The sequence below is a fragment of the Helcococcus ovis genome, assembly GCF_004524775.2.
Taxonomy (GTDB): Bacteria; Bacillota; Clostridia; order Tissierellales; family Peptoniphilaceae; genus Helcococcus; species Helcococcus ovis.
In genome coordinates, this window is the sequence record NZ_CP119081.1 from 691,400 (window position 1) to 706,677 (window position 15,278).

Genomic DNA, 15,278 nt, shown 5'->3' on the forward strand with positions numbered 1-15,278 from the left:
ATGACGGGATTTACTATTAAATTGATTGCTATTATTGCGATGCTAATAGATCATGTTGGTGCTTATTTTCAATTAAGTGGAATTGAGATAGTTCCATTTCAATATGCTTTTTTAATGAGAAGTATAGGAAGGCTTGCATTACCTATATTTTCATTTTTCTTAGTTGAAGGATATTTAAAAACAAAAAATTTAAAAAAATATATTGATAGATTACATGTGTTTGCGTTAAAAACACAAATTCCATTTGTGTTTTTATTTACTCAAGAAAATTATATGTTTGGAGGACTTGCTTCAAATTATTTTACATTTTCATACAAGTTTGAATATTTAATTTTTATTGCATTTATAATTTTTGCATATTGGAAATATATATGTGATGAAAAAGTTAAAACTTCACTATTTTTAATTGTATTTGCTTATTTAATAGTTCCGTTAAAATTAGAATATAATGGATATGTGCTACTTTCTGCAGATAATTTAAATATTATGTATGAATTGGGGATTTCTCTGATATTCATGAGATTGATAATAGTTATTGAAAAATACATGGAATATAAAAAATATAAAAAATTAATTATTCCAGTGATTGCACTAATTGTTAGTGTGTATTTTATGGGAACAGTAGCAAATTATAATTATAATGCTATTATGCTTATTATGTTTATATTTTTACTTAGAAATGACAAAGTTAGACAGCTTGTACTTATTGCTGTTTGGGCAATTTTTACATATTATGCAAATGTTCAACTTGCAGTATTTGCTGTGTTATCAGTTTTATTTATATATTTATATAATCAAAAAAGAGGATTATCAGTTAAATATTTATTTTATATAATATATCCGCTACATATAGTGTTTATATCTTTATTTAAAATTTTAATAAAATAAGTTCATGGCCCCAGCGAAAGACAAAAAGATAGAAAAGCTGATGCCAAATTTAATGAAAATGAAGCAATGTGGCCCCTGCAAAATAAGGAAAAGGGAAAAAGTATGGGCTGGATTTTTTAAAAAAATTGAGATATATCCCTAGCTAAATAAAGAAAACAAGATATGATGGGGTCAGAAAATAAAAAAATAAAGAAAAATAGCCCCAGCAAAAGAGAGAAGTAAACAAAAGCTGGGGCTATTATGAAAAAATCTATATAAAAATAGCCCTAGCTAAATAAAGAAAACAAGATATGATGGGGTCAGAAAATAAAAAAGTAAGGAAAAATAGCCCCAGCAAAATAGGGAAATGTAAAAAAGCAGGGGTTAAATTTAGAAAAATAAAAGATTTGCTTATACCACCTCCGCAGACCTAAGGGCGAGGACTAGTGACATAAGTAAATCTTTTATTTTTACTAAACATAATTAAAAACTTATGGTATTATAATATATATTAAAAGTTACAGGAGATGAATAATGGTTGAAAGATATAACCCAAATGCAATTGAAAAAAAATGGCAAAAGATTTGGGAAGAAGAAAAAACATTTAAGACAGTAATGGATAAGAGCAAAGAAAAATTTTATGCTTTAGTAGAATTTCCATATCCATCGGGAGCTGGACTTCATGTAGGACATCCAAGATCATATACTGCATTAGATGTCGTTTCCAGAAAAAGAAGAATGCAGGATCAAGTGGTGCTATATCCAATGGGATTTGATGCCTTTGGATTGCCTACAGAAAATTTTGCGATAAAAAATAAAATACATCCAAGAATAGTTACAGAACAAAATATCGAAAATTTTACAAAACAATTAAAATCTATCGGATTTTCGTTTGATTGGGATAGAGTTATAGATACCACTCAACCTGATTATTATAAGTGGACTCAATGGATTTTTATTCAAATGTTTAAAAAAGGTTTGGCGTATAAAAAAGAATATCCAATAAATTGGTGTCCAAATGATAAAGTAGGTTTATCAAATGAAGAAGTAGTTAATGGACATTGTGAGAGATGTGGAGCTAAAGTTGAACATAGAGTAAGAAATCAATGGATGCTGAAGATAACAGAATATGCAGACAGATTAATTGATGATTTGGATTTGGTGGATTATTTGCCACATATCAAGCAACAGCAAATTAATTGGATTGGAAGATCAAAAGGAGCAGAAATTAATTTTTCTATAAAAAATCACGATGAAAAATTAACTGTTTATACAACCAGACCGGATACTATTTATGGAAGCACATATATGGTCATTGCTCCTGAACATAAGATTATTGATATATTAAAAGATGAAATTGAAAACTACGATGAAGTTTTGAAATATAAAGATTTAGCAAATAAAAAATCGGATTTTGAACGTGGAGAAATGAATAAAGATAAAACAGGTGTTGAATTGAAAGGGGTTAAAGCTATAAATCCTTTAACAAATGAAGAAATACCTGTATGGATTTCAGATTATGTAATGGTTACATATGGTACAGGAGCGATTATGGCAGTGCCTGCTCATGACACACGTGATTATGAGTTTGCTAAAAAATTCAATCTTCCAATAGTTGAAGTTGTAAGTGGTGGAAATGTTGAAAATGAAGCATATACAGATACACAAACAGGAACTATGATTAATTCAGGTATTTTAGATGGATTAGAAGTAAAAGATGCTAAAGAAAAAATTATAAAATACATTGAAGAAAATGGTTTAGGTGAAAAGAAAACTAATTTTAAATTGAGAGATTGGGTATTTTCAAGACAAAGATATTGGGGAGAACCGATTCCAATGGTATATTGTGAAGAACATGGTTGGAACCCTATAGATGAAAAAGAATTACCATTATTGCTTCCGGAAGTTGAAAATTATGAACCAACAGATGATGGTTCATCTCCATTATCAACAATACCGGAATTTGTAAATACAACATGCCCAATTTGTGGTGGACCAGCACATAGAGAAACTGATACAATGCCACAATGGGCAGGGTCATCATGGTATTATTTGAGATATATGGATCCAAATAATCAAGATGCTTTAGTAGGTAAAGATGAAGTTGAATATTTTTCACCAATTGATTGGTACAATGGTGGTAATGAACATACAACACTCCACTTATTGTATTCAAGATTTTGGCATAAATTCTTATATGATATAGGAGTAGTACCCACAAAAGAACCATACATGAAAAGAACTTCTCATGGTATGATTTTAGGTGAAAATAATGAAAAAATGTCAAAATCAAGAGGTAATGTTGTAAATCCAGATGATATTGTAGAAAACTATGGAGCAGATACTCTTAGAACTTATGAGATGTTTATTTCTGAATTTGATAAATCAGTTCCATGGTCAGATGAATCTTTAGTAGGAGTTAGAAAATATCTTGATAGAGTGTGGAGATTGCAGGATATTTTAGTTAAGGGAAATGAATATTCGTCAGATATGGAAGTGTTAATTAATCAAACAATCAAAAAAGTCACAGACGACTATGAATCAATGAAATTTAATACAGCAATTTCACAATTGATGATATTACTAAATTCATTTACTAAAAAAGGACAAATTAATAAAAAAGAACTTGAAACATATTTAATTTTATTAAATCCTTGTGCACCTCATTTAACTGAAGAAATTTGGCAAATACTTGGCCATAAAACACAAATGGCTAATGCTAATATTTGGCCGACATTTGATGAAAGTAAGTTAACAAGTGATATGGTAGAAATACCGGTACAAGTAAATGGTAAAGTTAGAGGTAAAATAGAAGTTTCTAAAGATGCAAGTAAAGAAGAAATTATAGAAAAATCTCAACAAGAAGAAAACGTAAAAGCATTTTTAGCAGGAAAAACTGTAAGAAAAGTTATATTTGTGCCAGGAAAGATATTAAATATTGTTGCAAATTAAGATATTTAGAGAATTAGAGAATGAAATTTCTAATTCTCTTTCATTTTTTATTTAAATATATGTATTGATTGATAATAGTATAAAATGATCTATTGCAAAATAACTTTTTTATTTATCTTGCAACAGTACTTTTCCTAATATGCATATAAGGTTAAAAATATATAATTTGTTTTTTATTTTTGAAATAATTCTATATGTAAAATTTTAAAAAAATTATGCATTTATATTAAATAAATATTGAATTTTACACAATTTTATAACAAATAAATATTCCTTTTTCCTTTACAATGGGGGGCATTATTTGATATATTTATATATAGATTATGAAGAATGGAGGGAAATATGAATTTGACCACTAAAAGCGAATATGGATTAAGAGCATTAGCATATTTAAGGGATAAATATGATAAAGGTCCGGTTAATATTTCTGAAATTTCTACACAATTAAATTTAAGTAAAACATATATAGAGCAGATATTTAGAAAACTGAAAAAAGCCAATATTATTGAAAGTTATAGAGGAAAAGAAGGTGGGTATAAATTAAAAAGTGACCCTTCTAAAATAAATGTAGGGCATGTAATAAGAATATTAGAAGGCAACATTGAGCTTTCACATAGATGTAATGATGAGAAGTGCTTATTGCAGGGTTGTGCTTCCAGACAAGTTTTTTCTAAAATAGATAATGCTGTATCTAATGTAATTGATCATTTAACATTGGATCAAATATAAAAATAGAGGGTATAATGAAAAAATTAAATTTTAACCAATTGAGAAAAGAATTTTTAGATTTTTATGAATCTAAACAACACATAAGGCTAAAGAGTTATTCTTTAATTCCAAATAAGGATAAAAGTTTATTATTGATAAATGCCGGAATGGCTCCACTTAAAGAATACTTTATGGGAACGAAAAAGTTTTCTAAAAATAGAGCGACATCTTCTCAAAAATGTATTAGAACAGGTGATATTGACAATGTTGGGAAAACACATAGACATGCTACATTTTTTGAAATGTTAGGTAACTTTTCATTTGGAGATTATTTTAAGAGAGAAGCTATAAACTGGGCTTGGGAGTTTTTGACAAAAGTTATTGAACTTGATCCGGAAAAATTATCAGTTACAGTTTATTTAGATGATGATGAAGCATATGAAATTTGGAATAAAGAAATTGGACTTTCTGAAGATAAAATTTCAAGATTAGGAAAAGAAGATAATTTTTGGGAAATTGAAGAAGGTCCATGTGGCCCATGTTCTGAAATAATGTATGATAGAGGTGAAGAATATGAAGGCGACGATAGATATTTAGAAATTTGGAACTTAGTATTTACACAATTTAATAAGACCTCAAACGGTGAATACTTACCACTAGATCATCCAAATATTGATACAGGTATGGGGTTAGAAAGACTTGCATTGATAGTTGAAAATGCAGCTAATATATTTGAACTTGATACATTTAGACCATTGTTAAAAGCAATCGAAGAATTATCAGGTAAAAAATATGGTGAAAGTGAAAAGATTAATGAGTCATTTAGAGTTATTATGGATCATTCAAAGGCAATGTCATTTTTAGTATATGATGGAGTTATTCCTTCAAATGAAGGAAGAGGTTATGTTTTAAGAAGATTAATCAGAAGAGCATATCGTCATGGTAAACATTTAGGCATAAATGGACACTTTTTAGAAAAGTTAATCCAAATTGTTATGGAAATATATTCTCCGGAATATCCAGAATTACTTGAAGATAAAGACAGAGTATTTAAGATTGTTAATAGAGAAGAATCAAAATTTCAAGAAACAATTGATCAAGGCTTAGAAATATTAAATAATATGTTAGATCAATTAGAGTTAAGACAAGAAAAAATATTATCAGGAATTGATGCATTTAAACTTTATGATACATATGGATTTCCTGTTGATTTAACTGAAGAAATTGCTAAAGAAAGAAATATTGAAATAGATAGAGATGGTTTTTCAAAGGAAATGGAAGCTCAGAAAGAAAAATCTAGATCAGGTAAGAGTTTTGAAGGTGGTTGGGAAGACGACAAAATTGAAATTTCAGGATATCAAGCAACAAAATTTATTGGATATGAAAATATTGAATCAAACTCAAAAATTATTGGTATCGAAAATTCAGAATTAAAGTCTATTTCAGAAGGACAAAAGGCAATTGTTATTTTGGATATAACACCATTTTATGGAGAAGGTGGTGGACAAATTGGTGATAGAGGGTATTTAGAAAGTGAAAATGGTATATTAAAAGTTTTAGATACTAAAAAAACTGCTGATAATATTTATTATCACTTTGTTGAATGTGAAACTGGGGAGTTTAATGTTGGCGATGAAGTAGTAGCTAAAATTGATGTTAATAGAAGAAATTCAATTGTGAAAAATCATTCTGCAACACACTTATTAAATAAAGCCTTAAAGACAGTTTTAGGAAACCATATTAATCAAGCCGGTTCATTAGTTACAGATGAACGACTAAGATTTGACTTTACACATTTTGAAGCAATAAGTGAAGAAGATTTAAGTGAAATAGAAAGATTAGTAAATGAATCAATATTTTCAAATTATCCTGTTAAAATAGTCGAAACTACACTTGAAAAATCTCAAGAACTTGGAGCAATCGGATTATTTGAAGATAAGTATAAAGATATAGTTAGAGTTGTAAGTATGGGAGATTACTCAGTTGAACTATGTGGTGGTACTCATGTTAGAAATACTTCTGAAGTTATGATGTTTAAGATTATTTCTGAGTCAGGTATTGCCGCAGGGGTTAGAAGAATAGAGGCTATTACAGGTTTATCTGTTTATAGATATCTAAATGATTTGGAAATGAAGGAAGAAAATATTTCTAAATTACTTAAAACACAAAAAGATGGTATTGAATCTAAAATTAACAGTATGATTGCAGAAGAAAAATCCTTAAAAGAAAAAATTGATCAATTTAAGTCATTACAAGAAAATTCATTAATTAATGAAATTTCCTCGGAAATAAAAGAATTTGAAGGATTGAAATTATTAGTGAAAAAATTGAAAGAAGTTGATAGTCAATCACTAAAAAATATCTCTGATAAACTTCAAAATAATGAAAAAAATTTAGTTGTATTATTAGCAAGTGTATTTAGCGATAAAATATTATTTATTTCGTCTGTATCAAAAAATTTAATAAAGAATAATATTAAAGCTGGAGATATTGTAAGAAGTGTAGCACAAGCCACAGGTGGAAATGGTGGCGGAAGACCGGATTTTGCTCAAGCTGGGGGTAAGGATATTAATAAATTAGATGAAGCACTGTCAAAAGTAGAAGAATTTGTTAAGGAAAAATTTAATTAGGAGATTTTATGACAAATAAATTTGAAGAAACAATGAAATTTAAATTGGAAGTTAATAAAGAAGATAAAACTGTTGAAATATTAAAAAAGGTATATGTTTCTTTAAAAGATAAAGGATATGATCCGGCAAATCAAATAATAGGATATATTTTATCTGGAGATCCAACATATATTACAAGTTATAATGATGCTAGAAAAATTATAAAACAAATTGATAGAAATGAATTACTGGAAAATATTTTAAATTTTTATTTTGAAAAAAATGATATTAATAAATAAAATATGGGTAGAATTTTCTGCCCATTTTTGTGGTTAATATAATGAGGAACTATGAAAAGATATATTGGACTTGATTTAGGTACTAAAACAATAGGGGTTGCCATTTCCGATCCCTTATTGATATTTGCTAATGGGTTGGTAACAATAAAGAGAAAAGATATCGATAGTGATATTCAAGAAATTAAAAAAATTATAAATGATAATGAGGTAACTAAAATAATAATTGGTATGCCTTATAATATGGATGGTTCAAAAGGACCATCAGCTCAAAGAGTAATGAGCTTTGTAGATTTACTAAAAAAAGAAATTGACAATGAGATTATTTATGTTGATGAGAGACTAACAACAGTTTCGGCAGAAAGAGTTTTAATTGAAAATAAAGTAAGAAGGGAAAAAAGAAAGGATCATGTAGATAAGATTGCAGCGACATTTATTTTACAATCTTATTTAGATGCAAGGTAATTATGGAAAATAAAGAATATATTGAAATTAGTGATGGAGAACAAACTCTTAATTTATTAATTGTTGATACATTTGGAGTAGATAAAAAGGATTATGCTGCTTTATTAGATGAAAAAACTGATGAATTATATTTGTTTGAAATCAAAATAGAAAATGAAGAGGTTACATTTAAGACAATAGAAAACGAAAAAGAATTAGAAGAAATCCTTGCAATTTATCATGATCTTTTAGAATCGGAAGATGAAGAAATTGAAGAATAGGATAGATAAAATGAATAAATATTATAGAAAAAAAAGAAAATCGAGTATTAAAATTATTCCACTTGGTGGGGTTGGAGAAATTGGGAAAAATATGACTGCATTGGAGTATAAAAATCAAATTTTTATAGTTGATGCGGGACTTACATTTCCTGATGAAACAATGCCGGGAATTGATATTGTAATACCGGATTTCACATATTTAGAACAAAATAAACATAAAATTAAAGGGTTGTTTGTAACCCATGGACATGAAGATCATATAGGTGCTGTACCATATTTATTAAAAAAGATAAATATGCGAGTATATGCAACACCTCTAACGCTTGGATTGATAGAAGCTAAATTGGAAGAACACGGATTAAATAAATCCGTATTAAAAACGGTAAAACAAGGTCAAACAATAAGGATTAGTGATGTAGATGTTGAATTTATTGCAGTTACACATTCAATTCCTGATTCGTGTGCATTAGCATTTCACACAGATATAGGAATCGTATTTTTTACAGGAGATTTTAAGGTTGATTTCACACCTATTGACGGAGTTAAAATGGATCTGCAAAGACTTGGTGAGTTAGGAAAACAAGGCGTTTTATGTATGTTTGGAGAGAGTACAAACATTGAAAGACCGGGATCGACTTTAAGTGAATTAACTATAAGAGAAACATTTAAAAAAGTATTTGCGGATTCAAAAGGTAGGATTTTGGTTGCAACTTTCGCATCAAATCTTCATAGGGTACAACAGGTATTGGATGCTACTGAATTTAATAATAAAAAATTATTTGTATCAGGAAGATCAATGCTTAGAAATGTTAAGATAGCAATTGAACTTGGATATTTAAAAGTAAAAAAAGATACTATTCAAGATATGAATAAGATAAATAAATTTAAGCCTGAAGAAATTGTAGTTTTGACAACTGGAAGTCAAGGTGAACAAATGGCTGCTCTTACAAGAATGGCAAGAGAAGAGCATAGTAAATTAAAATTAACTGAAAAAGATACTGTTGTAATATCTGCAACGCCAATACCGGGAAATGATGCAGCTATGGGCTCAGTAATAAATAACTTAACAAAATTAGGTGTAAATGTTGTTTACTCAAAACTTGCAGATGTTCATGTTTCGGGGCATGCATCCAGAGAAGAATTAAAATTGATGTTAGCATTAATACAACCGAAATATTTTATTCCGGCTCATGGTGAAATTAGACACCAAGTTATGCATAAAAATCTCGCTATTTCAATGGGTGTTAAAGAAGAAAATGTATTTATTACAGAAGTAGGAGATGTTGTTGAAATAGGACTACATGGAGCACAAATGAAAGAAAAAGTTCCGGCAGGTAAAGTTTTAGTTGATGGACTTGGTATTGGTGATGTAGGAAATGTAGTTTTAAGAGATAGGATAAAATTAGCAGAAGATGGTATTATTAATGTTGCGATGTCGTTTGATAAAAACACAGGTAATATTATTGGAAAACCACAGATGAATACAAGGGGATTTGTATACGTAAAAGATTCAAAGAACTTAATGGAAGGCACATATAAAATTTTAGAAAATGCCAAAAATGAAATAAATGCAAAGAGAATTTCTGATACAAATCAAATGAAGTATTTGATAAATGAAAAATTAAGAGTATTTTTCTATACTGAGCTAAAGAGAAATCCGATGATTATGACAATGATATTAGAAATATAGAAATGAGAATATAATGAGAAATAAAAATCTTTTGTATAAAAAAATTAATAAGGTTTTATGGATTTTATTCGGAACACTTATTATGGCTTTTGGAACATTTTTGTTTAATGTTCCGTCAAATATTGCAGCCGGAGGAGTTACAGGTTTTTCACAGGTTATAAAGCATTTATATCCTGCAATAAATATTGGTTTTATTATGGGGGTTCTTAATTTACTGTTGTTTGTTTTAGGTTCATATTTTTTAGGTAAAGAATTTGGGATTTTTACAGTTATAGGAGCAGGTTCATATACAATATTTATGGGGATTTTAGATTTTTTATTTACAGTTAAAGAACCTATATTAAAAGATACATTAGCTAATTTAGCCCTTGGTGCTATATCAATAGGGATAGGTTTGTCATTTGTATTTAGACAAAATGCTTCAACAGGAGGGACGGATGTTTTAGCTAAAATAATTGAAAAATATTCTGAATTTAGTGTAAGCAAGGGAATGCTAATAGTTGATACATCTATAATTGTTTTTGCTGGAACAGTATTTGGATTACAAAGTGGGATTTACTCATTTATTTCACTATATATCACTACTTATGTTTTAGATGTTTTCATTGCAGGATTTAATTCTAAAATTGCAATGACAATTATTTCAAGTCACGTAGATGTAATAAATAATTATGTAATGAATGAAATAAATAGAGGTACTACACTTTATTTGGCAAAAGGTGGTTATACTAAAACAGAAAAGCAAATTTTAGTAACAGTAGTGGATAAAAAACAATATGTAAAAATTAGAAATTTTATAAAAAGTATTGATGATGATGCCTTTGTATATATCAGCAATATAAATGAAGTTTATGGATATGGATTTTCAAGGGAGTTTAATCATGTTGAAGCTAGGGAAGACACAAAAATTAAAGATTAAAAGACTTACATCAGTAGGAGCTTTTTTAGGAAATAATGAACATAACGATGATGACGATGTATTATTACCAAGAAAATATTTAAAAAAAGAAAAGGAAATTGGTGATGAAATAGAGGTTTTTGTATATAAAGATAATAACAATAGACCAATTGCTACGACAAAAAGATCCAAAATTGAATTGGGAAAATTAGCTATATTGCAAGTTGTTGATACAACCAAAATAGGAGCATTTTTAGATTGGGGATTAGATAAGGATCTATTATTGCCTTTTGATGAGCAAAAAGGAACTATAAAAAAACATAGCTATCATCTTGTTGGATTATATATTGACAAGTCGCAAAGATTGACAGCTACTATGAAAGTTGAAGATTTTTTTGAAAAAAATATTGAAATTAATGAAAATGATTGGGTCAATGGACAAATTTATTCTTATGACTCAAACTTCGGGGCATTTATCTTGGTTGAAGGTAAGTATAATGGAATGCTTGCTCAAGAAGAGATACAAGGTGTTCCAAAGGTTGGAGATAATTTACGTTTAAGAGTAAAAAGAATAAAAGATGATGGGAAAATTGATCTAACTACCAACAATAGAGCTCACGTGGAATTAAATAAGGATGCAGATTTTATATACAATACTTTACGAGATAATGGTGGATTTTTAAAAGTAAATGATAAATCGGATCCTAAAATTATCAAAAGAGTATTTAATATGAGTAAATCTCAATTTAAGAAATCTATAGGAAGATTATATAAACATCGAAAAATAATATTTAAAAATGACGGTATAATGATTGTCAAATAGGAGGTAAAATGGAAAATAAAGTATATTATAAAATCGGGGATAAGGAAATAACTCAAAATGAGGTACATGATTTTGTTCATAATTTAGGACAGGAAGGCATGAGATTTCATAATGAAGAGGGATTTAAGCAAATAGCCAAAGAATTATTAAATCAAGAATTATTTTTACTTGACGCAAAAGAAAATAAATTAGATGAAGAAGAAGATTTTAAGAAAGAATTAGAATTTGCAAAAGAACAAATATTAAAACAATATGCTATGAGAAATGTGTTGTCTAAAGCAAAAGTATCTGATGAGGAAGTTGAAAAATTTTATAACGAAAATAAAAATCAATTTAAGGATGTATACACATTTAGAGCATCACATATATTGGTTGATAATGAAGAAGAAGTTAAAAGTATAAGAAAAGAATTAGAAGATGCAGCAAGATTTGCAGAGTTAGCATCAGAAAAATCAATGTGTCCGTCAAAAGAAAGAGGCGGGGATTTAGGAGAGTTTCAAACAGGACAAATGGTTCCGGAATTTGAAAATGCATTATTGGATATGAATGTAGGAGAAATTTCTGAACCTGTCAAGACACAATTTGGATACCATATAATTAAATTGGAAAATAAAGAACTGGTTAAAGAAAATACTTTTGAAAATTATAAAGAAAATTTAAGAAGAAATATTTTATCTCAAAAACAACAAGAATTATATTTAAATAAATCAGAAGAATTAAAGAAAAAATATGATGTAAAGGAAATGTAATTATGCAAAGATTATTGAATTCAAGTGCATATGATGTGTTTAAAAATTTTGAAAAAATAAGTAAAATTCCTAGATGTTCTCATGATGAAGAGGCAATATCAAAATTTATTTATGATTTCGGCAAAAATCTTGGGTTAGAAACTATAAGGGATCAACATGGTAATGTTATTATCGTTAAACCGGCTTCAAAAGGATATGAAGATAAAGAAACTGTAATTTTACAAGGTCATATGGACATGGTTTGTGAAAAGTCAGATTCATCGACACATGATTTTACATGTGATCCAATTGAATTAATCGTTGAAGAAGATTTTATTCATGCTAATAATACAACATTAGGAGCTGATGATGGTATTGCTGTAGCGATGATGATGGCAATTCTTGAAAATGATTCTTTGAAGCATCCTAAACTTGAGGCTTTATTTACAACAACTGAAGAAACGGGAATGGATGGAGCGATAGGATTATCTGAAAATGTATTGACAGGAAAAAATTTAATTAATATTGATAATGAAGAAGATAAAATTATTATTGTTGGTTGTGCCGGCGGAATAAATGCTTATTTGGAAAAGAGAATTTCTAAAAACACCAAGAAATTACAAAATTTTGAATTAAAAGTGAGTGGTTTGCAAGGTGGACATTCTGGAATAATGATTAATGAAAATAGACTAAATGCTATTAAGATATTAGATGAAATATTATTAAAATTATCAAATGATATTGATTATTTTTTATATTCAATAAATGGGGGGACAAAGCATAATGCAATTCCTTCAAGTGCATCAGTAATAATCGGTATTTATGAAAATGATAAAAATTTATTGTCTGAAAAATTGGAAGAAATATTTAATGATTTAAGACCAAATTTACTTAAAGATGAAAAAGATTTACAATTTACATTAAATGAAATTGAGGCTGGCAATTTATATATTAATTGTGAGGAAAAGAAAGAAATACTTAATATACTAAATGAGTTTCCTCATGGAGTAAATACTTTAGATGAAGATTTAAATATTGTTAAATCTTCAAACAATTTAGCAATTTTAAAAACGGAAGATGATATTGTAAAAATTCAAACATCTATAAGAAGTTCTGATTCCAGTGATTTAGATTATTTAAAAAATAAAGTTAGAGAAATAGCTGAAAAATATAATTTTGATGTTAAATTTTCTGAAGGTTATCCAATGTGGAAACCAAATTTTGATTATGTATTATTAAATCATGCTAAAGAAATTTACAAGGAATTAAGAAATGAATATCCTGAAGTAGCAGTTATTCATGCCGGACTAGAAACAGGAATTTTAAGTCAAAAATATCCCGATATAAATATGATAAGTATCGGACCTGATATTTTCGGTGCTCATACACCGGTGGAAAGGCTTTCCATCAGCTCTACAGAGTTTTCATTTAATTTTGTGAAAAACATTTTAAAAAGCTTGTAATTTTTATGAAAATTAGGTATATTTAAATAAACAAGGAGGTATCTATGACAGACAAACTTGATTATGAAAACGAAAATCTAGATGATGAACATTTAGATGAAGAAGAAGATTTTAAGGAAGTAATATTGACACTTGATGATGATACGGAACTTAAATGTTTAGTAATTGCACAATATGATGTTAATAAACAAGATTATATTGCATTGCTTCCAATTGAAGATGATGAACCGGGTGAAATTTTATTATATAGAGCAACTTATGGTGAAGATGAAACATTTGATGTATCTTTAATCGAAGATGAAGAAGAGTTTCAAGTTGCAGCTGATGCTTATTATAACTATATCGAAGAAGAAGAAATAGATGTAGATAGTATTGATTATCATGAGCATCACCACCATCATAAAGAAGAACATGAATGTAAATGTGGACACCACCATCACGAAGAAGAACATGAGTGTAAATGTGGACACCACCATCATGAAGAAGAACATAAATGTAATTGCGAACATAAACACGAGTAGTAATATTAGCAAATTAACAAATTTAAGGAAGGTTTTATATGGTTAAATTAGTTTTAGGAAAATCAGGTAGTGGAAAAACAAAATATCTAATAGATAATGCAAATGAGGAAAAGTCAAGAGGAAATGGTAATATTGTTTTTATAGATACAGATGATTCACATATCTTTTCTTTAGATTATGCTGTTAGATTGATAAATGCAAAAAAATATGGTATAGATAATATTGAATCATTATATGGGTTTATTGCAGGTATAGTTTCAAGAGATTATGATATTGAAAAGGTATATTTGGATGGGTTATATCAAATAGTGGAGTTCACGCCTGAAAATACTAAAGTATTTGTTGAAAAATTAAATAAATTGACAGAAGAATCTGATTTGGAAATACTTTTAGGTTTAGATTTTGAAGATGAATCTGAATTTAAGGATTTAGAAGTAGAAGTTCAGGTATTGTAGTGTATTTGTCTGAAAAAGATAAATTAAATGAATTTATTAAATTAAGAAATAAATATATTGATTTATTAAATGAAAGTAAAATTAATAAATCAGAATTTAATCATAAGAATAATGAAATATTTTCAAAAATTAATCTAAGGCCGTTTACGGTCTTAGATTCTTTTAATAAAGCTTTATATAATTATAATTATTATAATACTAAAGCAAAATTAGCATTAGAAGAATTTAAGATGTATCGTATGGCAAAAAATTTGAAAAAAGCTAAATTATCAGAAAATGCAAAGTTAAATAATTATTATCTAAAGGATCAAGCCATTTTAGCTATGGTTGAATTAGAAGATAGTTCTAAAATAGAGGCTTATTATGTAAGTATGCATTCAAAAAATTTAAAAGATCAAATTTTTGAAATTTATTTTAAGGATAGAGAAAAGGTAATATTACACACTAAAAATGAAAATGTAAAAAATTTGCTAATTTCAAAGAAATGTTTTTCTTATGAAATTAGACAATCATTAATAGATAGTTATATAAATAGATGAAAAA

At 27.9% G+C, this 15,278-nt stretch carries 15 protein-coding genes; all 15 read left to right on the forward strand.

Going from position 1 to position 15,278, the window contains the following annotated elements; translation table 11 throughout:
• The gene (locus EQF90_RS03215) at nucleotides 1-888 is read left to right on the forward strand and encodes a TraX family protein (RefSeq protein WP_134711570.1); all 888 of its coding nucleotides are present in this window, start codon (nucleotides 1-3) and stop codon (nucleotides 886-888) included.
• A gap of 513 nt (nucleotides 889-1,401) precedes the next feature.
• Nucleotides 1,402-3,819, forward strand: a complete 2,418-nt coding sequence (gene leuS / locus EQF90_RS03220) for a leucine--tRNA ligase (protein WP_134711571.1) — start codon at nucleotides 1,402-1,404, stop codon at nucleotides 3,817-3,819.
• A 342-nt stretch (nucleotides 3,820-4,161) separates the two neighbouring features.
• A complete protein-coding gene (locus EQF90_RS03225; RefSeq protein WP_167554104.1) occupies nucleotides 4,162-4,548 on the forward strand; it encodes an RrF2 family transcriptional regulator in 387 nt (128 codons plus the stop codon).
• Nucleotides 4,549-4,562: 14 nt separating this feature from the next.
• Nucleotides 4,563-7,157: an alanine--tRNA ligase gene (gene alaS / locus EQF90_RS03230; RefSeq protein WP_134711573.1), complete on the forward strand. Its 2,595-nt coding sequence runs from the start codon at nucleotides 4,563-4,565 to the stop codon at nucleotides 7,155-7,157.
• Nucleotides 7,158-7,165: 8 nt separating this feature from the next.
• Entirely contained in the window at nucleotides 7,166-7,435 is a 270-nt protein-coding gene (locus EQF90_RS03235; protein ID WP_134711574.1) for an IreB family regulatory phosphoprotein, read from the forward strand.
• Between the two features lie 51 nt (nucleotides 7,436-7,486).
• Complete coding sequence (gene ruvX, locus EQF90_RS03240; RefSeq protein WP_134711575.1) at nucleotides 7,487-7,897, forward strand: Holliday junction resolvase RuvX; 411 nt, start codon at nucleotides 7,487-7,489, stop codon at nucleotides 7,895-7,897.
• A gap of 2 nt (nucleotides 7,898-7,899) precedes the next feature.
• Nucleotides 7,900-8,157, forward strand: a complete 258-nt coding sequence (locus EQF90_RS03245) for a DUF1292 domain-containing protein (RefSeq protein ID WP_134711576.1) — start codon at nucleotides 7,900-7,902, stop codon at nucleotides 8,155-8,157.
• A 10-nt stretch (nucleotides 8,158-8,167) separates the two neighbouring features.
• The gene (locus tag EQF90_RS03250; protein ID WP_134711577.1) at nucleotides 8,168-9,847 is read left to right on the forward strand and encodes a ribonuclease J; all 1,680 of its coding nucleotides are present in this window, start codon (nucleotides 8,168-8,170) and stop codon (nucleotides 9,845-9,847) included.
• Nucleotides 9,848-9,860: 13 nt separating this feature from the next.
• Entirely contained in the window at nucleotides 9,861-10,766 is a 906-nt protein-coding gene (locus tag EQF90_RS03255) for a YitT family protein (RefSeq protein ID WP_134711578.1), read from the forward strand.
• A complete protein-coding gene (locus tag EQF90_RS03260) occupies nucleotides 10,729-11,568 on the forward strand; it encodes a CvfB family protein (protein ID WP_134711579.1) in 840 nt (279 codons plus the stop codon). The genes EQF90_RS03255 and EQF90_RS03260 overlap by 38 nt, the downstream gene beginning before the upstream one ends.
• 8 nt (nucleotides 11,569-11,576) lie before the next feature.
• Complete coding sequence (locus EQF90_RS03265) at nucleotides 11,577-12,317, forward strand: peptidylprolyl isomerase (RefSeq protein WP_134711580.1); 741 nt, start codon at nucleotides 11,577-11,579, stop codon at nucleotides 12,315-12,317.
• Nucleotides 12,318-12,319: 2 nt separating this feature from the next.
• Nucleotides 12,320-13,759, forward strand: a complete 1,440-nt coding sequence (locus EQF90_RS03270) for an aminoacyl-histidine dipeptidase (RefSeq protein WP_134711581.1) — start codon at nucleotides 12,320-12,322, stop codon at nucleotides 13,757-13,759.
• A 44-nt stretch (nucleotides 13,760-13,803) separates the two neighbouring features.
• Nucleotides 13,804-14,280: a DUF1292 domain-containing protein gene (locus EQF90_RS03275; RefSeq protein WP_134711582.1), complete on the forward strand. Its 477-nt coding sequence runs from the start codon at nucleotides 13,804-13,806 to the stop codon at nucleotides 14,278-14,280.
• 38 nt (nucleotides 14,281-14,318) lie between these two features.
• The gene (locus EQF90_RS03280; RefSeq protein WP_134711583.1) at nucleotides 14,319-14,735 is read left to right on the forward strand and encodes a P-loop NTPase family protein; all 417 of its coding nucleotides are present in this window, start codon (nucleotides 14,319-14,321) and stop codon (nucleotides 14,733-14,735) included.
• A 5-nt stretch (nucleotides 14,736-14,740) separates the two neighbouring features.
• Nucleotides 14,741-15,274: a DUF6648 family protein gene (locus EQF90_RS03285; RefSeq protein WP_134711584.1), complete on the forward strand. Its 534-nt coding sequence runs from the start codon at nucleotides 14,741-14,743 to the stop codon at nucleotides 15,272-15,274.
• Nucleotides 15,275-15,278: the final 4 nt, after the last annotated feature.